The 19,100-nt window shown below is 63.2% G+C and carries 19 protein-coding genes and 1 pseudogene; 17 read left to right on the forward strand and 3 right to left on the reverse strand.

What is annotated here, in order from left to right; all coding sequences use genetic code 11:
- The first annotated feature begins 334 nt into the window (after positions 1–334).
- Positions 335–538 carry a hypothetical protein gene (locus tag VOI29_RS11595; protein WP_323778891.1) on the forward strand — a complete coding sequence of 68 codons (204 nt, stop codon included), beginning with the start codon at positions 335–337 and terminating at the stop codon, positions 536–538.
- A gap of 274 nt (positions 539–812) precedes the next feature.
- On the opposite strand, the pseudogene VOI29_RS11600 reads toward VOI29_RS11595, so the two are convergent.
- Positions 813–1,983: pseudogene (locus tag VOI29_RS11600) on the reverse strand (IS5 family transposase).
- Positions 1,984–2,440: 457 nt separating this feature from the next.
- Here VOI29_RS11600 and VOI29_RS11605 point away from each other — a divergent pair.
- Positions 2,441–3,256: an IclR family transcriptional regulator gene (locus tag VOI29_RS11605; protein ID WP_323778893.1), complete on the forward strand. Its 816-nt coding sequence runs from the start codon at positions 2,441–2,443 to the stop codon at positions 3,254–3,256.
- 69 nt (positions 3,257–3,325) lie between these two features.
- On the opposite strand, the gene VOI29_RS11610 is transcribed toward VOI29_RS11605, so the two are convergent.
- Positions 3,326–4,267 carry a cupin domain-containing protein gene (locus VOI29_RS11610; protein WP_197538806.1) on the reverse strand — a complete coding sequence of 314 codons (942 nt, stop codon included), beginning with the start codon at positions 4,265–4,267 and terminating at the stop codon, positions 3,326–3,328.
- Between the two features lie 105 nt (positions 4,268–4,372).
- On the opposite strand from VOI29_RS11610, the gene VOI29_RS11615 reads away from it, so the two are divergent.
- A complete protein-coding gene (locus VOI29_RS11615) occupies positions 4,373–5,161 on the forward strand; it encodes an IclR family transcriptional regulator (protein ID WP_323778894.1) in 789 nt (262 codons plus the stop codon).
- 45 nt (positions 5,162–5,206) lie between these two features.
- On the opposite strand, the gene VOI29_RS11620 is transcribed toward VOI29_RS11615, so the two are convergent.
- Positions 5,207–6,343: an FAD-dependent monooxygenase gene (locus VOI29_RS11620; protein WP_323778896.1), complete on the reverse strand. Its 1,137-nt coding sequence runs from the start codon at positions 6,341–6,343 to the stop codon at positions 5,207–5,209.
- Positions 6,344–6,619: 276 nt separating this feature from the next.
- Here VOI29_RS11620 and VOI29_RS11625 point away from each other — a divergent pair, with 276 nt between their 5' ends.
- The 14 genes from VOI29_RS11625 to VOI29_RS11690 form a co-directional block, all read left to right on the forward strand.
- Positions 6,620–7,387 carry an ABC transporter ATP-binding protein gene (locus VOI29_RS11625; RefSeq protein WP_323778898.1) on the forward strand — a complete coding sequence of 256 codons (768 nt, stop codon included), beginning with the start codon at positions 6,620–6,622 and terminating at the stop codon, positions 7,385–7,387.
- A gap of 25 nt (positions 7,388–7,412) precedes the next feature.
- Complete coding sequence (locus VOI29_RS11630; RefSeq protein WP_323778899.1) at positions 7,413–8,387, forward strand: ABC transporter substrate-binding protein; 975 nt, start codon at positions 7,413–7,415, stop codon at positions 8,385–8,387.
- A gap of 68 nt (positions 8,388–8,455) precedes the next feature.
- Complete coding sequence (locus VOI29_RS11635; RefSeq protein WP_323778901.1) at positions 8,456–9,223, forward strand: ABC transporter permease; 768 nt, start codon at positions 8,456–8,458, stop codon at positions 9,221–9,223.
- The gene (locus VOI29_RS11640) at positions 9,223–9,960 is read left to right on the forward strand and encodes an SDR family oxidoreductase (RefSeq protein ID WP_323778903.1); all 738 of its coding nucleotides are present in this window, start codon (positions 9,223–9,225) and stop codon (positions 9,958–9,960) included. The genes VOI29_RS11635 and VOI29_RS11640 overlap by 1 nt, the downstream gene beginning before the upstream one ends.
- Complete coding sequence (locus VOI29_RS11645) at positions 9,960–10,799, forward strand: alpha/beta hydrolase (RefSeq protein ID WP_323778905.1); 840 nt, start codon at positions 9,960–9,962, stop codon at positions 10,797–10,799. Before VOI29_RS11640 ends, VOI29_RS11645 begins: the two co-directional genes overlap by 1 nt.
- Complete coding sequence (locus VOI29_RS11650; protein WP_323778907.1) at positions 10,796–11,722, forward strand: VOC family protein; 927 nt, start codon at positions 10,796–10,798, stop codon at positions 11,720–11,722. Before VOI29_RS11645 ends, VOI29_RS11650 begins: the two co-directional genes overlap by 4 nt.
- Positions 11,722–12,510 carry an SDR family oxidoreductase gene (locus VOI29_RS11655; protein WP_323778908.1) on the forward strand — a complete coding sequence of 263 codons (789 nt, stop codon included), beginning with the start codon at positions 11,722–11,724 and terminating at the stop codon, positions 12,508–12,510. Before VOI29_RS11650 ends, VOI29_RS11655 begins: the two co-directional genes overlap by 1 nt.
- Before the next feature lie 10 nt (positions 12,511–12,520).
- On the forward strand, positions 12,521–14,194 hold the full coding sequence (locus VOI29_RS11660) for a thiamine pyrophosphate-binding protein (protein ID WP_323778910.1): 1,674 nt from the start codon (positions 12,521–12,523) through the stop codon (positions 14,192–14,194).
- 4 nt (positions 14,195–14,198) lie between these two features.
- Positions 14,199–15,023, forward strand: coding sequence for an aspartate dehydrogenase (locus VOI29_RS11665; RefSeq protein ID WP_323778912.1), 825 nt, complete (start codon positions 14,199–14,201; stop codon positions 15,021–15,023).
- An 11-nt stretch (positions 15,024–15,034) separates the two neighbouring features.
- On the forward strand, positions 15,035–16,543 hold the full coding sequence (locus VOI29_RS11670; RefSeq protein WP_323778914.1) for an aldehyde dehydrogenase: 1,509 nt from the start codon (positions 15,035–15,037) through the stop codon (positions 16,541–16,543).
- Entirely contained in the window at positions 16,540–17,778 is a 1,239-nt protein-coding gene (locus VOI29_RS11675; RefSeq protein WP_323778916.1) for an FAD-dependent oxidoreductase, read from the forward strand. The genes VOI29_RS11670 and VOI29_RS11675 overlap by 4 nt, the downstream gene beginning before the upstream one ends.
- A complete protein-coding gene (locus VOI29_RS11680; RefSeq protein ID WP_323778918.1) occupies positions 17,778–18,245 on the forward strand; it encodes a flavodoxin domain-containing protein in 468 nt (155 codons plus the stop codon). The genes VOI29_RS11675 and VOI29_RS11680 overlap by 1 nt, the downstream gene beginning before the upstream one ends.
- A gap of 41 nt (positions 18,246–18,286) precedes the next feature.
- Positions 18,287–18,550 (forward strand): recombinase-like helix-turn-helix domain-containing protein, encoded by a 264-nt coding sequence (locus VOI29_RS11685; RefSeq protein WP_024091324.1) that lies wholly within the window; start codon positions 18,287–18,289, stop codon positions 18,548–18,550.
- Positions 18,551–18,562: 12 nt separating this feature from the next.
- A partial coding sequence (locus tag VOI29_RS11690; protein WP_323778921.1) for a Rieske 2Fe-2S domain-containing protein occupies positions 18,563–19,100 on the forward strand: 538 nt, incomplete at its 3' end.

Below are 19,100 nucleotides of genomic sequence, written 5' to 3' on the forward strand. Positions count from 1 at the left end.
CGCTTTGCCAAGTCTACTCCGATGATTGCAACCATTTCCATTGCCGCCTCCTCTGTTTCTGGTCTGTCAAGACAGCACCAGCATGGCACATCACGATGCCGTCGGGAGGGGCATCCACTCCATCAGGTTGCGGGACGGAGCCGCCGTTCGCCGCTCCGGTCTTTGCCGAAAAGCATACAGCATCTGGAGTTTTCACACAGCCTCGGCTCTCTCCGCCCGCCCAGGCTCGCCGCAGCGGACGGCAAGATCGAGCGGGCATATTTCGCGCGGCTCCACTGCATGTTATTTAGATCATATAGCTGCCGATCTAGTGGCTTCCAGACGAGGTTCGAAGATGGAAGAACACCAATTGTATGCGAAAGTTGAGGAAGGAAGAGAGGCCTTCTCGCCGCCAATTAGTGATTTGGAGGAGCTACTTAGAAGCATACCTGACGAAGCTTTGCGCAGAACCATGCTGCGATCTTTGGGTGAAGTTATAGGTAACCTAGAAACCATTGCCTATGAGTACCGCAAGCACCTTGGAACGACAAAGCTGTAAGCTGTGTGTTTCGAACGAACAGCAACTTTGTCCCGCACCGCTATCGTTCGTGGACGTGTATTGAATGGCCGCAAAGCGCCGTTCGTGCTCCGCTGCGCATGCGAGGGGCCGCCAGGCGTCAGATGGCGGCTGTGGGCTCGAAGCGAGCTATACCCTAACAGGTCGCTGAAATAGTCTCTGAGCCGGAACGCTGTCCTGCCATCAGGGCTAGTTCGTGTGATCACCATGTCCTTTCGGCTCGCTCGACGTTCGCGCCAGGTGCCATTCTCCCGCGTCACGCGGCCAGCAACCGGGGCAGTCTTGCAAGGTTGTTCGCCGCCATAGTCAGGATGAACCGCGAACGGACACGCTCGACACCGCGATACAGGGTTTGGGCCATGCCTCCGACTGTCTTGGCCCAGCCAAACGGTTCCTCGATCCTCTTGCGGTGCTTCTGTGACAGGGCGTAGCCTTCATGCCGGGTGGTTCGGCCATCGATCGCGGAGTATCTCGATTTCTGCGACATGGGGCGTGACGCAGGCTTGGCGCAGGTCGGAAACGAACCCGGAGGCGTCATAGCCCTTGTCGGCGCCCAGCGTCAGTTGCCGGGTTGATCCAGGGGAATGGCGATGGATCATGTCCAGGGCGCCCTTGGGTTCGGCAGGACCGTCGGCCTGGGTCAGGTCGCCCTGTACGACCAGGCCCGAGCGGTTCTCCATCAGCGCATGCCCGATGAAGCACAACATGGCCCCGGTGCCGGGGGATTTCTTGTAGAGCCGTGCGTCCGGATCGGTGGTCGATACGTGGGTGGCGTTGGAGCGCTTCTCGCCCTTGAAGTCGACCTCGGCATTGCGGCGGCGGTGGGAATTGCGGGGCATCGGATCGGTCTCGGCGGGGCTATCGGAAGGCTCGGTTTCGGGCGTGGTGTCCGGGGCGGGCGGATCACCCGGCCCATCATCGTCAGGCGGACTGGCCTCTGCCTTCGGCTGGAAACTCTTCATCGACGCCCAGGCCTTCACTAAGGTGCCATCCACCGAGAAATGCTCGTCCGACAGCAGCGGCGCGACCTCGCGGTGGGCGAGGATCGCCGCCATCACCTTGCGCGACATCTCGGTCGTCAGCAGCCGGTCGCGGTTCTTCGTGAACACGGTCGGAACCCATACCTGATAATCGATCCCGAGGCCGACAAACCAGCGGAACATCAGGTTCTAGTTCATCTGCTCCATGAGCTGCCGCTCGGATCGGATCGAAAACAGGATCTGGAGCAAGCTCGCCCGGATCAGCCGCTCCGGCGGGATCGAAGGGCGGCCGAAATCGGTGTAGAGCGCCTCGAATTCAGCATCGAGACTGGCGAGCGCGTCATTGACCACTTGTCTGATTTTGCGCAGCGGGTGTCTCGGCGGGATGAGCTCTTCCAGATCCACGTAGCTGAACAGCGACCCGCTCGTCTCGTCCGTCCCACGCATCATCACCCCCGCCGTTACCCTGCCGAAGGTGAATCATGTTCTCAAACCGCTGTCGAGGCGGAACTATTTCAGCAGCCCGTTAAAGACTTCAATGTAAAGTTAGTCCGCTTAAGCCTTTGTAATAAATATTTTTATTCGTCCACTTCTGTCTTTGTGTGTCCATGTTTTTAATACGTAATACAGACTTCGTCTCCGCCACCCACACTTTACATTAGATTTTTCATTGCCGCTGGATGTGGCTTTGAGTGGCTCTTGCTGCACAAATTTCATAAGGGCCCAACTGCGCGTGCACACCAGCTATCCCGCTGGATGCACACAGTGAATCCTTCTCGAAATTTGTGCAACGAAGCAGAAACCTACAGTTCACAGGATTGCCGCTCCCTAATTGTCCTTTGCCCCGGGTCAAACTAAGGGTATTTGTTCAAATACGATAGGAGTGTTCAAATTTGGAGGGCGCATGGCAGAAGAGGTGAGCGTGGAGAAGAGACCGGATTATTCGGTGCCGCCGGTCATTCGGGCCTTTGCTCTGCTGCGTCATATCGCTGCCGGAAACCGCTGCCGCAACATCAGCAAGACGTCCAAGGCGCTGGGGATAAACCGTACAACTTTGATCCGGCTGCTGGCAACGCTTGAAGCAGAGGGCATGATCGAGTCGGCGGGTGAGGGCAATGGCTACAGGCTGGGCACCGGCCTGATCGCGCTGGCCTCCGAAGCGCTGAATGAACGGTCGATCGTGCAGGTGGCGCGCCCCTATCTGCGAAAGCTGGTGGCGGAGCTGAACCTCTCCTCGCATCTTGGCGTGCTGGATGGCCGCGAGATTGTTTATCTGCTTCGTGAAACGCCGAACTCTCACCTCGCCAGCAACGTGCGTGAAGGGACCCGGCTGCCGGCCCATGCCACGACCATCGGCCGGATGCTGCTGTCACAGCTGCCTCAGGTGATGCTGCGGCAGCTCTACAAAGGGGCAACCCTCGACTCCTTTACCGAAAAGACCCGGACCAGCCTTCAGGAGCTGGAGCAACAGCTGGATCAGGACCGGATGCAGGGCATTGCCTGGAGCCAGGCGAATTTCGAGCCGGGGATCGGCTCGGCCGCAGTGATCGTCTATGATCACCTCGGCTCGCCGGCCGGGGCGGTGAACGTTACGGGTCACGCCAGCGACTTTGCCCTGGACAGCGGCAATCTGCTGCGCATTGAAACCGCGCTCAAGGCTGTTGCGCAGGAGATTTCCGAGGCGCTTGGCTATCGCGGCTGGGCCTCAGACCAGATGTGAGCGCAGCGCCTGGCGCAAAAAAAGCCCCCCCGTGCGGGAGGGCCAGTTTCAGGGAGGTATCTTGAAGGATCAGGCCTTTTCGTAGCTGACGCCATCATCTGCTGCGGTGCCAATCACGTGCCAGACGGCAGCGGGCGCGGCGGAGTTGTTGCGGAACCAGTGGGCGCGGCCAGCCGGGGTTTTAACCAGATCCCGCGGCCCCAGTTCGACTTCGACCTGTTCGCCGTCCTGTTCCCAGCCCACGGTCAGCGACCCTTCAAGGACAAGGAAAGCATCTTCGACGGCGCGGGTGTAGGGTTTCACTGCAACACCGGCAGGAACGCCCCACATTTCCTTACGGCAGGTGTCGTAATCAATGCCGCCTTCGCCGACATAGACCTTGCGGGTGAAGCCTGCGTCTTCCCAGATTGTGGGCAGATCGGCATGACGCACCACGTATTGCGACATGAGTTGCTGAAGCGGGTGATCGCCTTCCGGGTCAAAGGGCAGAGTCTTGCCCGGTTCCGCACCAAAGCTGCGAGCGAGTTCCGGGGCGTGTTCCTTCGGGTGGTAGTGGTAGACTGGCGGCAGCGGCTTGCCGACGTCGACGGAAATCGACATCAGCACCGGCTCCACACCGTCGACGCGGAAACCATGGCCGATTTCGCGGGCGTTCAGGATCATATCCTTAGGGCCGAGGTTCACTTCGACGACTTCACCGTCCTTTTCCCAGCCGACAACCAGCGCCCCATTGATGATGAGGAAGCTTTCCTCAATCTCGTGGCTGTGGCAGGCGGCGTATTTTCCCGGCTCCTTATAGATAAGGGAGACGGTGAAATTATCCGGCTTCAGGGTTGTTGTGTCTCCCTCCTTGGGCGAGCCGCCAGATCCGATGTAGCGCATCTGGGCGCGTTCCAGTTCGGGAAAACCGCGATTGGACGGAAAGGCATCCCAGTCGAATTTCTTGTCGGTAAAGCGCCCGGTATGCGCTTTCAGCTCTTTTGCCAGGGCAGAGGCGGGAGTGGATTGCATGTTCATATTGTCCTCACAGGTCCGGGAAAGATGGCAGCAGTCTAGCCAAATCGCGTTTTGCATGGCACACATGGTTTTACATATAAAACGAATGAGAGGTTCACCATGTCCGAGGACCGCTATCTGGTGTCCGGCTTGATTCGAGGTTTGGATGTCCTGCAGGCCTTCACACCGGAACGGCCGGAACTGTCGCTGTCGGAAATTGCCGGGATTCTGGGGATCAGCCGGTCGGCGGCCTTTCGCCCGGTCTATACGCTTGCCAGCCTGGGATTCCTGCTGCAGGACCGGAACAGCCAGCGCTACTCCCTCGGACCGGCGGTGCTGCGATTGGGGTATGGCTATCTGGCGACGCGCGAATTGGTCGAGATCGCATTACCCGTTCTTGAGACCCTGCGCGACCAGAGCGGCTGGTCGGCGCATCTCGGGGTGCGGGACGGGCGCGCGGTCCTGTACATGCTGCGGGTGCCGGCGCTCAGCGGCCTCGACAGTATCGTCCATGTGGGAAGCCGCCTGCCTGCATCGGCCACCACCATGGGGCGGGTGCTGCTCGCGGGGCTACGGGAGAGCGAGGTCATCTCGCTTTACCGGGACGAGGATTTCAGCCGGGCGCCGGGGCGCAGCCCGCGCAGCCAGGCCGCCCTGCTTGCCCAGTGGAACGGGGATCTGGGGGCCAAGGCAATTGTGCAGGTCGGAGAGTTTGAAGCCGGGATGGCCTCGATCGCGGCACCGGTGCGTGACATGACCGGAGATGTTGCCGCTGCGGTCAACCTGACCCGGACGTTTTCGGAACGGCCCGGCCCGGATCAGCTTTCCGGGATTGAAGCGCAGGTCACAGAAGCCGCAGCACGGCTGTCGGGTTTGCTGGGCTGGCAGGAGGCGAAGAGGCAGATGTAAAAAGCTCCGGCCGGAACCGGAGCTTCTTTGCCGCCACTGCGGGCCTCAGGCGGCCTGCGCCTCCAGCCCGCGCCAGGCGTCATAGCCATAGACCCAATCCGCATTGCCGCCTTTCTTGAGCCAGTCGTTGGCAAGCGACCCTTTCTGAACGCGGGTGGTGCGGGGAATGCGGGCTTGCGCATAGCGCTCGAGCGCTTCGGGCAATGCGTCAAAGCCGACCCCTTCGACGGCACGGGCCAGAACGATCGCATCTTCCGATGCCATGCAGGCCCCCTGCGCCATAAAGGGGACCATCGGGTGTGCGGCATCGCCCAGCAGCACCACGCGGCCTTCGGACCAGCGCGCCATCGGCTCGCGCACATGCAGGGCAGAGCGGGTCACCCCGGTGCAGGCGCTGAGCAGGGCACGGGCCTCCGGATGGAAATCCTTGTAGATTGCGCGCAATTCTTCAATATCTCCCGGCAAGGTCCAGCCTTCTTCTGTCCAGTCTTTCTGGCCGGTGGTGGCAAAGACAAAGATCTCCCTGCCCTGATTGAGCGGGAAGGTGACGATCTGAAGCTCCGGCACCGGGCCCCACCATTTGGTAAAGCTGTCGAGGTTCGGCAGATCCGGAGCGGCGTCACGCGCAAAGGTGCCGCGATAGGAGACAAGGCCGGTGAACTTTGTCGCATCGGCACCGTAAAGCGCATGGCGCACCGCTGAGTGTATCCCATCCGCACCGATCACCAGATCGGCGCTAAAGTCGCTGCCGTCTTCGAACTGCAGCGTTGCCCCGGTTTCATCCTGTCGCACTCCGCTCACGCGGGCGCCAAAGCGAAGCGTGTCCGGTTTCAGCGCCGCCTGCAGGGCATCGAGCAGATCAGCACGGTGAATGGTCAGCTGCGGGGCGCCGTATTTCTTTTCAGCGGCGGCGCTCATCGGCAGTTTTGAGGTCACGTCACCGCTGTCCCACATACGGGAGATGCGGAATTCCGGCCGCGCCGCGGTGCGCCGCAATGCGCCGCCCAGCCCCAGATGGTCCAGCGCATGGACCGCATTGGGGGTGAGATTCACGTCGGCGCCGATTCTTCCGTAGGCCCGCGCTTGCTCAAAAATGGTGACCGCGTGCCCCTGATTCTGCAGGGCGATCGCCACGGCCATGCCGCCAACTCCGCCCCCGGCTACTGCAACTTTCAATGCCATTATCTGCACTCCCGATTGTTCACAATATAACATAGTGTTCAAATAGTGACTTTGGCGAGGGGGTTGCGGCCTGTCAAGTGGGCTGTCTTTTAACGAGCTCCCCGGGAGCTCCGCTAAGCCAGATTCAAAAAATGTTGACAGATCGGAGGAGTTTCGGCAGGCTGAATTATGAACAGTTTGTTCTATATTGAACAATATGCTAGCGATGGGAGACGGAAATGAACATCATTGAACACGGGCATCGCCACACGGCCGGCTGCGGCCTGGAGGTCTGACATGACGCTTGAATTCCGATCCGTCACTAAGCAGTTCGCCACACCGACAGGCACCCTGACTGCAATCCGCGACCTGAATTTCCGGGTTGAAGAAGGTGAATTCGTCTCGGTTGTCGGCCCCTCGGGCTGCGGCAAGTCAACATTGCTCAGCATGACCGCGGGCCTGTATCAGCCGACCAGCGGTGAAGTTCTGGTCAGCAACCGCCCAGTGACCGGCCCCAACGCCGAAGTGGGCTTCATGCTGCAGAAGGACCTGCTGCTGCCCTGGCGGACGATCCTGTCCAACATCGAATTCGGGTTGGAGGCCCGCGGCGTTGCCAAGGCCGCGCGGCGTGAACGGGCGCTGCAGGAGCTGAAACACTGTCAGCTCGAAGGCTTTGGCGAACAGTACCCTTACCAGCTCTCCGGCGGCATGCGGCAGCGGGCGGCGCTTGCGCGCACATTGGCCATTGATCCGGAAATCATCCTGCTGGACGAACCGTTCTCGGCGCTGGACGCGCAGACCAAGCTGATCATCCAGGACAATTTTGCCGCCACCATCAAGGAAACCGCCAAGACCACGCTGCTGATAACCCACGACTTGGCGGAGGCGGTGCTGATGTCGGACCGCATTCTGGTGCTCTCAGAGCGCCCGGGGACCATCGTTGCCGAACTCAAAGTCGACCTGCCGCACCGCGAGTCGCCGCTCAAACGCCGGGTGTTGCCCGAGGTCGCGGATTATGCCGCGCAGATCTTCAAGCATCTGAAACTCGAAAACCAGGCCGCTTGAAGCGGCAGAACCACAGGGGAAAGACATGAAACGCAAACTTGCAAACGTTCTTGCCGCAGCCGTGATTGCCGTGACCGGGGGAGTTGCCCATGCCGGTGAACAGGTGACCTACCTGTTTCCGGCACCAGATTTCCTGCCCGCCTTTGCGCCGTTCCAGCTGGCCAAGGCCAAGGGCTATTTCGAGGACGCCGGTCTTGACGTTACCTTCCGCGTCGGCAAGGGCGGTGCTGATGTGGCGACCCAGGTTGCGGTCGGCAACGCTGACCTCGGCGGCGGCATTGGCGACACTCCGATTGTGGTGCGCGCCAACGGGCTTGACGTGCGCGGCGTCGCGCTGCTGGGCGGCCGCGGGCTGACCCAGATCGCCTGGCGCAGCGAAAGCGGCATTGCCGGCGCTGCGGACTTGAAGGGCAAGTCGATCGGCGTGCTCTCCTTTCAGGACACCACCTATTACAACCTCCTTGGCGTGCTGGCGTCAGCCGGCCTGACCAAGGCGGATGCCGACATCCAGGCGGTCGGCCCGGGCGGCATTATCCAGCTGTCGATCGCAGGCAAGCTTGATGCCATGTCCGGCGTGCCGGAATGGATCGCGGCCATCGAAGGCGCCGGCGTCGAGATGGGCCAGATGCCGGTGGACTCTGTGTTCCCGGCGATGGCGCAGGCCATTATCGCCTCGGATACAGTGATCGCAGAGCGGCCCGAGATGGTGCAAGGCTTTATCAATGCGGTGCTGCGGGCGGTAAAGGATATCCAAACCGACCCGAAAGCCGCTGCCGCCGAATTCACCGCCGCAGTGCCGCAGCATACGGGCAAGGAAGCGATGATCGAAGGCATCCTGCGCTCTTATGCCGAGCTGGTCTACCCGGAAGCACCGGATCAGCCGCTTGGCACCTTTGACCCTGTTCGGATCGAAAAGGTCCAATCCTTCTATGTCGATAACGGCCTCGTGCGCTCTTCGGTGCCGGTCGAAGACCTCTACACCAATGACTTTGTGAAATGACCGATACAACGCAAACCCGCGAGGGGGGCACCCCCCCCGCATGCCCCGCCGAACCGAGGATCTCGCCGATGCGCGCCCTGAACCCAGTCACAATCACCAGCTTGGGCATCCTGACCCTGGTGCTGCTGGCATGGGAGTTCCTGCCGCCGGCGCTGGATGTTCCGAAATTCATTATTCCGACCCTGTCCGACTGCCTGGTTGAAGCCAAACGCATGTGGGCACAGGAAGGGCTGCTGAACCATACGCTGTCGACCGCACTCTACACCGTTCTTGGTTTTGCCGTGGGCAGCGCGCTGGGTGCGGTGATGGGCTATCTTCTTGGCATGTCGGCCTTCTGGGAAAAAGTGCTGTCGCCCTACATCCTGGCGCTGCAGATCGCGCCCAAGGTCGCCTTCGCGCCGCTGTTCATCATGTGGTTCGGCTACAACTCCATCCCCAAGCTGCTGGTGACGGTGCTGATCGTGTTCTTCCCGGTGCTGGTCAACGTGCTGCAGGCGATGCGCACCGTCGACCGCGATCTGGTGAACCTGGCCCGCGCCTATAGCCTTTCGCGCTTTGGAATCTTCCTGAAAGTCGAGATGCCTTCAACCCTGCCGAACCTGATGGCCGGGCTGCGTATTGCTTCGACCCTTGCGGTGATCGGCGTCACCGTCGGCGAATTGGTCGGCGGCAATACCGGGCTCGGCTTTCTGATCTCCTATGGCGGCGGCCAGGCCAATGCCGCGATGGTTTTCATCGCCATCGTGCTGCTGACGGTGATCGGCTTCCTGCTCTACACCGTACTGGTACGGATTGAAGACCGCGTGCTGCATTATCTTCCGAAGGCGGAAAGCTGATGCTGGACGGACGCAACATCATCGTGACCGGCGCCGCACGCGGTCTTGGCGCCGAGATTGCCAAAACTTTGGCGGAACAGGGTGCCCGGCTGATCCTCGCCGATATCCTCGAAGAGGAAGGCCGGGCGACCGCAGAGACCCTCGGTGCGGAGTTCCTGCCGGTCGATCTCGCAGAGCCGGCATCAATCGAAGCCATGGGCAAAGCTGCGGCGGAGCTGACCGGCGGCGTCCTGCACGGGCTGGTCAACAACGGCGCGATTGCCACCGGCATCGGCGGCATCCCCTTTGACGAGATCGCCATTGATAGCTGGGATCTGGTGCAGCGCGTCAATGTGCGCGGGACCTGGCTGATGATCAGAGCGATGACGCCACTGCTCAAAACCTCCGGCTCCGGACGGATCGTGAACCTCGCCTCCGACACGGCGATTTGGGGCGCGCCGAATCTGATGTCCTACGTCGCCTCCAAGGGCGCGGTGATCTCGATGACCCGCTCGCTGGCACGGGAACTGGGACCCTGTCACATCGGCGTGACCGCCGTGGCGCCCGGTATCCTGACCACCGAGTCGACGGAATATGTCCCGGTGGAGCGGCATGACCTTTATGCCGGCCGCAGCGCCGTACCCGGCCGGCAAGCGCCGGAGCAGGTGACAAGTGTGGTGGCGTTCCTGCTGAGCAGCGGGGCGCTGACCCTCACCGGGCAGGTGCTGCCGGTGAACAACGGTTTTGTGTTCGCGTGATGGACCGGATCGCAACATATCAGTCCGGCGGCATCGAATATGCCGAACGTGCGGGCACCGGGCCCTGCCTGCTGCTGCTGCACGGGATCGGGTCGAACGCCCATTCTTTTGCACCGCTGATCCCGCATCTGCCGCAGGACTGGCGGGTGATTGCCTGGAATGCGCCGGGCTACGGACAGTCAGTGCCGCTTCAGGGCGACTGGCCGGTGGCCTTCGACTACGCCCAGGCGCTGCTGGATTTCATGGACCGCCTCGGTCTTGATCAGGTGATGCTGGCGGGCCATTCGCTGGGCGCGCTCACCGCGGGTGCCTTTGCGGCGAGCTTCCGGGACCGGGTGTCCCGGCTGCTGCTGGCCTCGCCCGCGCTGGGGCATGGCATGGCCCGCGGCGGCCCGCCCAGCCCGGCGGCCCGGACCCGGATCAGCGATCTGGAGGCTCTGGGGCCGGAAGCCTTTGCCGCTGCCCGGGCGGCCCGGCTGGTGCATCAGCCCGAAGCCAGCCCGGAACTGGTTGCGGCGGTGCAGCGCAATATGGCGCAAGTCCGCATGCCCGGCTACGGCCAGGCGGCGCGGATGCTCGCCTCCGGCCGGTTGCTGGATGATGCCCGGCGGATCGCCGTTCCAGTGGATGTCATCGTTGGCGCCTGTGACGCCGTGACACCGCCCGAAGGGGCAAGACGCGTCCATGCCGCGCTGCGGCCGGATTGGCGTGGAACCTACACCGTGCTGCCCGATGCGGGGCATGCGCTTTACCAGCAGGACCCCGCGGGCTTTGCCGCTGCTTTGGTGGCCCTTGCTGAACCCGGCCGCGCGAGCGGGAACAAGGAGGTTGTGAAATGACGGAAATAGTACGAGTCGGCAGTTTGCGCGGCATCGTTATGCGCGGCCCGGGCCTGACGGCCACGCTGCCCTTCTACGAAGACATGTGGGGCCTGAACCTTGCGCATAAGGAAGATGGCGCCGCCTATCTGCGCGGCACCGGCAATGAGGCCTTTCTTTATGGTCTGAAAGAGGGGCCGGTCTTTGGCATCGAATATGTGCATTTTTCCATGCCGGACCGCGCCTCGATGCAGGCGCTGCACGATCAGGTTACCGCCAAGGGCGCCGATGTCGTGCGCCCCTTGGGTGAATTCAGCGACTATGCGGGCGGCTACGGCTTCGAGGTTCTCGACCCCGACAACCGCCGCCTGCGGTTCCGCTGCGATGCGCTGGAACTTGACGAGGCGCCGGAATGGGCCAAGCCCCGCAAGGTCAGCCATGTGGTGCTGAACACCCCCGACCTCGAATCCCGCGAGGCCTGGTATCAGGAGGTTCTGGGCTTCCGGGTATCGGATTACTCCGCCGACCAGATGGTGTTCCTGCGCTGCAATTCGGACCATCATTCGATTGCGCTGGTGCGCGGCAACTACGCTTCGGTAAACCACGTCGCCTTCGAGATGCCTTCGATCGACGAATTCATGCGCGGCATTGGCCGGATGAAGCAGAAGGGCCATCTGCCAACCTGGGGCCCGGGCCGCCACGGGCCGGGCAACAACCCCTTTGCCTATTTCGTCTCGCCCTCGGGCTTTGTGATCGAATTCACTTCAGAGCTGCAGCAGATCGACGAGTCCACCCACGAAGCCCAGGTCTGGCCGCGCGACGATCCGGAGAAGATGGACCAGTGGATGACCGCCGGCCCGCCGACGCCGGCGCAGCGCGCGGTGATGCAGGGCCGCCCGGATCCGGGCTTCCCGGAGTTCCGCAAACACGGGGGAACGAACTGATGGATCTGAAATACGCAAACCGCACTGCGGTGGTGACCGGCGGTTCTTCCGGGATTGGCCTGGCCACCGTGCGCAAGCTCCTGGAGGAAGGCGCAAATGTTGCCCTCTGCGCCCGCACCGAAGGCCGGTTGATGGATGTCGCGTCGGTGCTGAAGCGGGATTATGGCGACGGCCGGGTGCTGGCGCGTGCGCTGTCGGTACTCGATCCAGAAGCGATGAATGCCTTTGCCGCCGAGGTGAAGCAGACCTTCGGCCGCTGCGATCTGCTGGTCAACAATGCGGGCCAGGGGCGGGTCTCGACCTTTGCCGATACAACGGACGACGACTGGCGTGCGGAATATGAGCTGAAGCTGTTCAGCCAGATCCACCCCCTCAGGGCCTTCCTGCCGATGCTGAAAGAAGCCGAAGGCGCCGTGGTGGCGGTCAATTCGCTGCTCGCCTTGCAGCCCGAGCCGCATATGGTCTGCACCTCCTCGGCCCGGGCCGGTGTGCAGAACCTGCTGAAATCGCTCTCGGTGGAATTGGCGCCGGAGGTGCGGGTCAACTCGATCCTGCTGGGCATGGTCGGCTCCGGCCAATGGACCCGCCGTTTTCCCGAACGCGAGGATCAAAACCAGAGCCGCGAGGAATGGTACGGCAACCTGGCCCGTAAGAAGGGCATACCGCTGGGCCGCCTGGGCGACCCGGAAGAGGCCGCCGCGGCGATCACCTTCCTGGGCTCGAATGCGGCCAGCTACATCACGGGTGCGCAGCTGGAAGTCTCCGGCGGCCTGTCACGATCAATCTGAGGAAGAAGAGATGAAAATGGAACCTATTGCAGACGCGGGAACCGTCGGGGACTTTATCGCCCGCTACCTGGCCGACATCGGGGTGACCACCATCTTTGGCGTGATCTCGATCCACAACATGCCGATCCTCGACGCCGTGGCGCGCCAGGACCGGATCCGCTTTGTGCCTGCCCGCGGCGAGGCCGGCGCCATGAACATGGCCGATGCCTATGCCCGGGTGACCGGGCACCTGGGGGTCTGCATGACCTCCACCGGAACTGCCGCAGGCAACGCTGCCGGGGCGCAGGCAGAGGCGCTGACCGCAGGCTCGCCGGTACTGCATATCACCACCCAGGTGGACCGTGAATTCGCCGACCGCGACCGTGCCGCCATCCACGACGTGCCGCGCCAGCCAGAGATGCTGCGCGGGGTTTCCAAGGCGGTCTACCGCATGTGGGATGCCGGCGGCGCCATTGGCACGCTGACTGCGGCGGTGTCGTCGGCGATGTCCGCCCCCTCCGGCCCGGTGAGCCTTGAGATCCCTGTTGACGTTCAGCGCTCGCCCGCGCATCCGGCCACCCGTGTGCATGCGCCGGAAGTGCAGAAGCCGCGCGCCCCTGACAGCGTCATTGAGGAGATCGCCGAGCGCGTCAAAGCCGCCAAACGGCCGATGATCTGGCTGGGCGGCGGCGCCCGCGGCGCCGGGAAAGAGGCGACCGAACTGATGCGCCGGGGCTTTGGTATTGTGACCTCCACCAATGGCCGCGCTGTGGTTTCGGAAGAGGAGAGCGGCTCGCTCGGGGCCTTCAACATGACGCCCGAGGCGGCGGCGCTTTATGATAGCTGCGATCTGATGATCGTTGCCGGCTCCCGCCTGCGCGGTAATGAGACCCGCAACAACAAGCTGCCGCTGCCGCGTCCGCTGATCCAGATCGACGCCGAAGCCAGCCAGGGCGGGCGCAACTACCCGGTTGAGGTCTTCGCCCATGGCGATGCCGCCGATACCCTGGCGCGGCTTCTGGAGCTGCTGCCGGAAAAACTGGACACGGATCCGGAGCTGCCCTTCGATATCGCCCGCACCCGCGCCCAATCCGAAGGCCGGATGCGCGACATCCTCGGCCCCTACAGCGTGGTGGCCGATGTGCTGGCGGAAAAGGTCAGCACCGGTGGCCACGCCTGGGTGCGCGATGTCACCATCTCGAACTCCACCTTCGGCAACCGTTATGTGCGGATTTCCGACCCCAAACTCGGTGTGCATGCGCTGGGGGGAGGCATCGGGCAGGGCGTGTCGATGGGGATCGGCGCGGCGCTTGCCTCTGACGGACCGAAAGCAATCACCATTCTGGGCGATGGCGGCACTATGCTGGGGCTGGCCGAAATGATCACCGCCGTCGATGAGCGCGCGCCGCTGGTCTACGTGCTGATGAATGATCAGGCTTACGGGGTGATCCAGAACATTCAGGACGCTCAATACGACAGCCGCCGTCACTACTCCCAGGTCGCGGTGCCGGATTTCGAAGCCTTTTGCGCCTCGATCGCCATGCCGCACCGGAAGGTCACCGACGTCGAAGATTTCGGGACCGCTCTTGAAGCTGCTCTGGCCGCTCGCGGTCCGCAGGTGATTGAGGTCGACATGTGCGCCATCGGCCCCTTCGCCGAAGCCTTTTCCGGTCCCCCTGCAGGTGCCGCAGGGAACAAGGAGTAACTTGATGGATCTCGCACTGATCGGATTCGGCAATATCGCCACCACGCTGCTGTCGCTGCTGAACGACACGCTGGATGCGCCGCTGGACAGCCTCACCGTCATGGTTCTGCCGGAGTTTGCCGAAGATACCGAAGCGCGGCTTGAGCACGACTTCGCCGGGCTGGCCGCGGACCGGCAGGTGGTCACATCCGTTCCCGCGCTACTGGAGGCGCGGCCGGACCTGCTGATCGAATGTGCCGGCCATGCGGTGGTCAAAGCCCATCTGCCCGAGGTGCTGCGGTCCGGGGTGGACACCATCCTGGTGTCTATCGGCGCGCTGGCGGATGACCGGCTGCACGCGGATCTTCGCGCCGCCGCGCGGGAAGGCGATGCCCGGCTGATCCTGCCGGCCGGGGCCGTCGGCGGCATCGACCTGCTGTCGGCGCTTGGCGCGGCTGGGGGGCTGGAAGTGACTTATCGCGGCATCAAGCCGCCAAAGGCCTGGACCGGCACCCCGGCGGAAGAATCGCTTGATCTTGATCACCTTGGTGAACGGGCGATCTTCTTCACCGGCAACGCCCGTGAAGCGGCGACAGCCTATCCCAAGAATGCCAATGTCGCGGCAACGCTGGCCCTCGCGGGGGCCGGGTTCGAAGCCACCCGGGTCGAACTGGTCGCTGACCCTGCCGCGTCCGGCAATATGCATGAATACGAGGTCAGCTCGCCGCTCGCGCGCTATTCCATGCGGATCGAGAATCTGCCGTCGGCGGGCAACGCCAAGACCTCTGTCTCCACCGTCTATTCCGTCTTGCGGGAAATCCGCAACCGGATCGGCCCGTCTGCAATCTGAGGAGCTCTGCGATGAAAGATGCAAGTGATATCCCCCTGCCGGACGGCAAGCTGTTTGTCGGCGGCGAATGGGAAACCGGCACCGGTGCAGAGATCACCTCGATCTTCCCGGCCGACGGCTCGGTCAACCGGGTGCTGAAAGGTGCGTCGTGCGAAGACGGGCTGCGGGCGATTGCCCGTGCCAAGGCAGCGCAGGCCGACCCTGCTTGGCGCAGCCTGAAACCCCATGAACGGGCGCGCTATCTCTATGCCATCGCGGATGGCATCGAAGCCAACGCAGATCGCATTGCTTTCATCCAGAGCCGGGACACCGGCAAGACCCTGCGTGAAACCGGCGCGCTCGCGGCTTCGGCGGCTGCCACCTTCCGCTATTTCGGTGCGGTGCTGGAAACCACCGATGACAGCCTGACCGCTCAGCGCGGCACCGCGCTTACGATGTCGGTCTACGAACCTCTGGGTCTGGTGGCGGCCATCACGCCGTGGAATTCGCCCATCGCCTCTGATGCGCAGAAAGTGGCACCGGCGCTGGCGGCGGGCAATGCGGTGCTTCTGAAGCCTGCATCCTGGTCGCCACTGGTGAGCCTCGAACTGGCCCGCATCGTCGAGGCGGCGGGGCTGCCCAAGGGGCTGTTCTCGGTGCTGCCCGGCGCCGGGCGCGAGATCGGCAACTTGCTGGTCGAACATCCCGATATCGCCAAGGTGAGCTTCACCGGCGGCACCTCGACGGGGCGGATGCTGGCAAAACAGGCGGCGGAAAAGCTGATGCCGGTCTCGCTGGAACTGGGCGGCAAATCCCCGACCATCGTCTTTGCCGATGCGGATATCGATCAGGCCGTTGCCGGGGTAATGTTCGGCGTCTTCTCCTCCACCGGGCAAAGCTGCATCGCCGGCGCCCGGCTGTTTGTCGAAAAGCCGGTCTACGATGACTTTGTGGCCCGGCTGACCGAGGCGACGAAGCGGCTGAAGGTCGGTCATCCGTTTGAGGAGACCACGCAGGTGGCGCCGATGGTGCATCCGGATCACCGCGACAGCGTCGCCCGTTACGTCGAAATGGCGCGCAGCGAAGGGGCCGAGGTCCTGTGCGGCGGCAGTGCCCCAACAGGAGAGGGCTACGGCAAGGGCGCCTATTACCTGCCGACGATCCTTGCCGGGGTGCCCAATACCGCGCGGATCTGCCGCGAGGAGGTCTTTGGCCCGGTACTGGTCGTGCTGCCCTTCGAGGATGAGGCGGATGTGATCGCCCAGTCGAACGACAATGACTATGGTCTCGCGCTGGGTCTCTGGACCCGGGATTTCCCCAAGGCCTGGCGGGTCGGTCAGGCGATTTCCACCGGCACCGTCTGGGTCAATACCTACAAGCAGTTCTCGATCTCAACGCCCTTTGGCGGCGAGAAGGACAGCGGCATGGGCCGGGAAAAGGGCCGCGAGGGCATTCGCGCCTACATGGCTCAGAAATCTATCTATGTTGATCTGAGCGGTGCCCCCCATCCCTGGGCCGGTGCCGCGCTGGAGGCGTCATGACTGCACAGATTGCCATCGTGGGCGGAGGCCCGTCGGGCTGTTACCTGGCCCAGGCGCTGCTGAAGGCGCAGCCGGATCTGCAGGTCGATGTGATCGACAAGCTGCCGGTGCCCTACGGGCTGGTGCGCTACGGCGTGGCCCCCGACCATCAGGGCACCAAGGGGGTGATCCGCCAGTTTGCCCGGCTGTTCGAACGCCAGGGTGCGCGGTTCATCGGAAATCTGGCTGTGAACGAACAGATCTCGCTGGACGATCTGCGCGCCGCCTATGATGCGGTGGTGCTGGCGGCCGGTCTGCCGGGCGACCGCAGCCTGGGCATCCCCGGCGAGGATCTGGCCGGTGTCCATGCCTCGGGCCAGCTGACCCAGGCGATCAACGAGCATCCCGAGGCAGCGGATCTGCCGCGGCTGGGCAAGCATCCGGTGATCATGGGCAATGGCAATGTTGCCATTGACCTGCTGCGGCTGCTGGCCAAGACGCCGGAAGAGCTGGAAGGCTCCGACGCCGGGCCGGGTGTCAGCGCATGGCTCGCCGACAGCGGTATTGAGAGCCTGCAGATCATCGGCCGCTCGCAGGCGGGGCAGGCCAAGTTCGATCCCGTCATGGTCAAGGAATTGGGCAAGCTGGCCGGTGTCACCATCCGCGTGGAAGGTGCCGAAGACAGCGATGATCCCGAAGCCGCCAAGAAACTCGCCGCCTTGGCCGTGATCGACGGCCACGGCACCGGCCGCCGCCAGGTCACCTTCCGTTTTGGCCTGACGCCGGTGGCGCTGGAAGGTCGTGACCGTGTCGAAACCGCCGTGTTCCGCACCGCGGATGGCGGCGAAGAGCGCATTTTCTGCACCGCATTCCTGACCGCCATCGGGTTCCGGGCCGAAGGCGCGCTGGAGCGGGACGCGCTGGTTGCGGGGGCCGCGGACGCCGAAGGCGGCAAGCTGGGTGATGGTCTCTATGCCACCGGCTGGTTCCGCCGCGGCCCGCGCGGCACGATCCCGGAAAACCGCGCCGATGCCCAGGCGCTGGCAAAACGTATTCTGGCCGAAATCCCGGCAGAGGGCAGCGGCAAATCCGGCCGCGCCATCCTGGAGGGGCTGCCGGATCTGGTCAGCTACGAAGGCTGGCAGCGGATCGACACCGCCGAAACCGCCGCCGCGCCCGAGGGGCGCTGCCGCGTCAAGATCTCAACCCGTGCCCGCATGCTGGCACTTTCCAAGGCAAGCGAGGAGTTGCGCTGATGAATATTACCCTGCTGTACGGAACCGAAACCGGCAACGCCGAAATGCTGGCCGAAGACATCCAGTCGGAACTGGAGGGCGGTCACGAGGTGGATTGCCAGAATCTCGAAGATTTTGCCCCCGGCGATTTCGACCGGGATGCCTTCTATCTGCTGGTCTGCTCGACCTATGGCGACGGAGAGCTGCCGGCTTCGGCACAGCCCTTTGCCGAGGCGATGGCGGCGGCGGCGCCTGATCTAAGCGGTGTGCATTTCGCCATCTTCGGGCTGGGCGACAGCGAATATGACGAAACTTTCAATCAGGGCAGCGGCAAGCTCGCGGAACTCTTGGCCTCATATGGGGCCACGCAATTGGGCGAACGCATCGTGCATGACGCTTCCGGCGACGATCTTGCCGAGGATCTGGCCTTTCCCTGGGCCGAGGCTGCCGTGGCGATTGCCGCAGAAAAACTGAGCGAGGCGGCCTGACCGGCCCGCCTTTCCGAAACCCACCCTAAAAGGAGACCGCCATGCTGCAAGATCCCGCCCTGCGCACCCAGTCCAAAGGCCGCCCGCTGACCGATGCGGAAACCCGGTTCGCTCAAGATCTGGAGCGCATCTATGAAACCGGCTGTCACGATTTTGAAAAAGTCGTCGACGAGCTGAACAGCCGCAAGATCACCCGTCCGTCGGGCGAGGCCGGCGCCTGGACCCTGGAGGTCTTTGAAGCCGAACTGAAACAGATCAACGCATCGCATGATGCAGCGCATGCCGAACACGGCATCGGCGCCTGAGGGGGAAAAGCCATGCAGAACAGTCAAAGCAATCGCAATCGTGTCGAGGAATACGTCTCTCAGGGGCTGCGCGGCTTCTGGATGCCGGTGGCCACCTCGGTGCAGTTGAAAGCGGGCAAGCCGCTGGCGCGCCGGGTCGCGGGCGAGAACCTCGTGATGTGGCGCGATGGCGCAGGCCATGTCCATTGCATCGAGGATTTCTGTCCTCACCGCGGGGCAAAACTGTCGCTGGGACGTGTTCATGGCGACCACATCGCCTGCTGGTACCACGGTGTAACCGTGGATGGCACCGGCACCGTGGTGCGGGTGCCCGCGATGCCGGAATGCGCCCTGGAAGGCCGCAAGGCGCTGACCTCGTACGAGACCGCCGAGGCGGGTGGCGCAGTGTTCATCTACCTGCCCTCCGCCGACCGGCCCGAAGCGCCAGAGTTCACCCCGCCGGAAGAATTCGTCTCGGATGAATGGCAGGTCTTCCCCTGCATGACCCACTGGGACTGCAACTACCGCTTCAGCCTCGACAACGCAGCCGACCCGAGGCACGCCTCCTATC

Origin of the sequence: Leisingera sp. (assembly GCF_034669605.1) — a bacterium.
Taxonomy (GTDB): domain Bacteria; phylum Pseudomonadota; class Alphaproteobacteria; order Rhodobacterales; family Rhodobacteraceae; genus Leisingera.

Coding starts and splice junctions, on each gene's coding strand:
- VOI29_RS11640 (WP_323778903.1), top strand. CDS start 9,223: ATGCTGGACGGACGCAACATCATCGTGACCGGCGCCGCACGCGGTCTT.
- VOI29_RS11635 (WP_323778901.1), top strand. CDS start 8,456: ATGCGCGCCCTGAACCCAGTCACAATCACCAGCTTGGGCATCCTGACC.
- VOI29_RS11595 (WP_323778891.1), top strand. CDS start 335: ATGGAAGAACACCAATTGTATGCGAAAGTTGAGGAAGGAAGAGAGGCC.
- VOI29_RS11610 (WP_197538806.1), bottom strand. CDS start 4,267: ATGCAATCCACTCCCGCCTCTGCCCTGGCAAAAGAGCTGAAAGCGCAT.
- VOI29_RS11620 (WP_323778896.1), bottom strand. CDS start 6,343: ATGGCATTGAAAGTTGCAGTAGCCGGGGGCGGAGTTGGCGGCATGGCC.
- VOI29_RS11670 (WP_323778914.1), top strand. CDS start 15,035: ATGAAAGATGCAAGTGATATCCCCCTGCCGGACGGCAAGCTGTTTGTC.
- VOI29_RS11660 (WP_323778910.1), top strand. CDS start 12,521: ATGAAAATGGAACCTATTGCAGACGCGGGAACCGTCGGGGACTTTATC.
- VOI29_RS11615 (WP_323778894.1), top strand. CDS start 4,373: ATGTCCGAGGACCGCTATCTGGTGTCCGGCTTGATTCGAGGTTTGGAT.
- VOI29_RS11685 (WP_024091324.1), top strand. CDS start 18,287: ATGCTGCAAGATCCCGCCCTGCGCACCCAGTCCAAAGGCCGCCCGCTG.
- VOI29_RS11665 (WP_323778912.1), top strand. CDS start 14,199: ATGGATCTCGCACTGATCGGATTCGGCAATATCGCCACCACGCTGCTG.
- VOI29_RS11625 (WP_323778898.1), top strand. CDS start 6,620: ATGACGCTTGAATTCCGATCCGTCACTAAGCAGTTCGCCACACCGACA.
- VOI29_RS11605 (WP_323778893.1), top strand. CDS start 2,441: ATGGCAGAAGAGGTGAGCGTGGAGAAGAGACCGGATTATTCGGTGCCG.
- VOI29_RS11630 (WP_323778899.1), top strand. CDS start 7,413: ATGAAACGCAAACTTGCAAACGTTCTTGCCGCAGCCGTGATTGCCGTG.
- VOI29_RS11680 (WP_323778918.1), top strand. CDS start 17,778: ATGAATATTACCCTGCTGTACGGAACCGAAACCGGCAACGCCGAAATG.
- VOI29_RS11655 (WP_323778908.1), top strand. CDS start 11,722: ATGGATCTGAAATACGCAAACCGCACTGCGGTGGTGACCGGCGGTTCT.
- VOI29_RS11675 (WP_323778916.1), top strand. CDS start 16,540: ATGACTGCACAGATTGCCATCGTGGGCGGAGGCCCGTCGGGCTGTTAC.
- VOI29_RS11645 (WP_323778905.1), top strand. CDS start 9,960: ATGGACCGGATCGCAACATATCAGTCCGGCGGCATCGAATATGCCGAA.
- VOI29_RS11650 (WP_323778907.1), top strand. CDS start 10,796: ATGACGGAAATAGTACGAGTCGGCAGTTTGCGCGGCATCGTTATGCGC.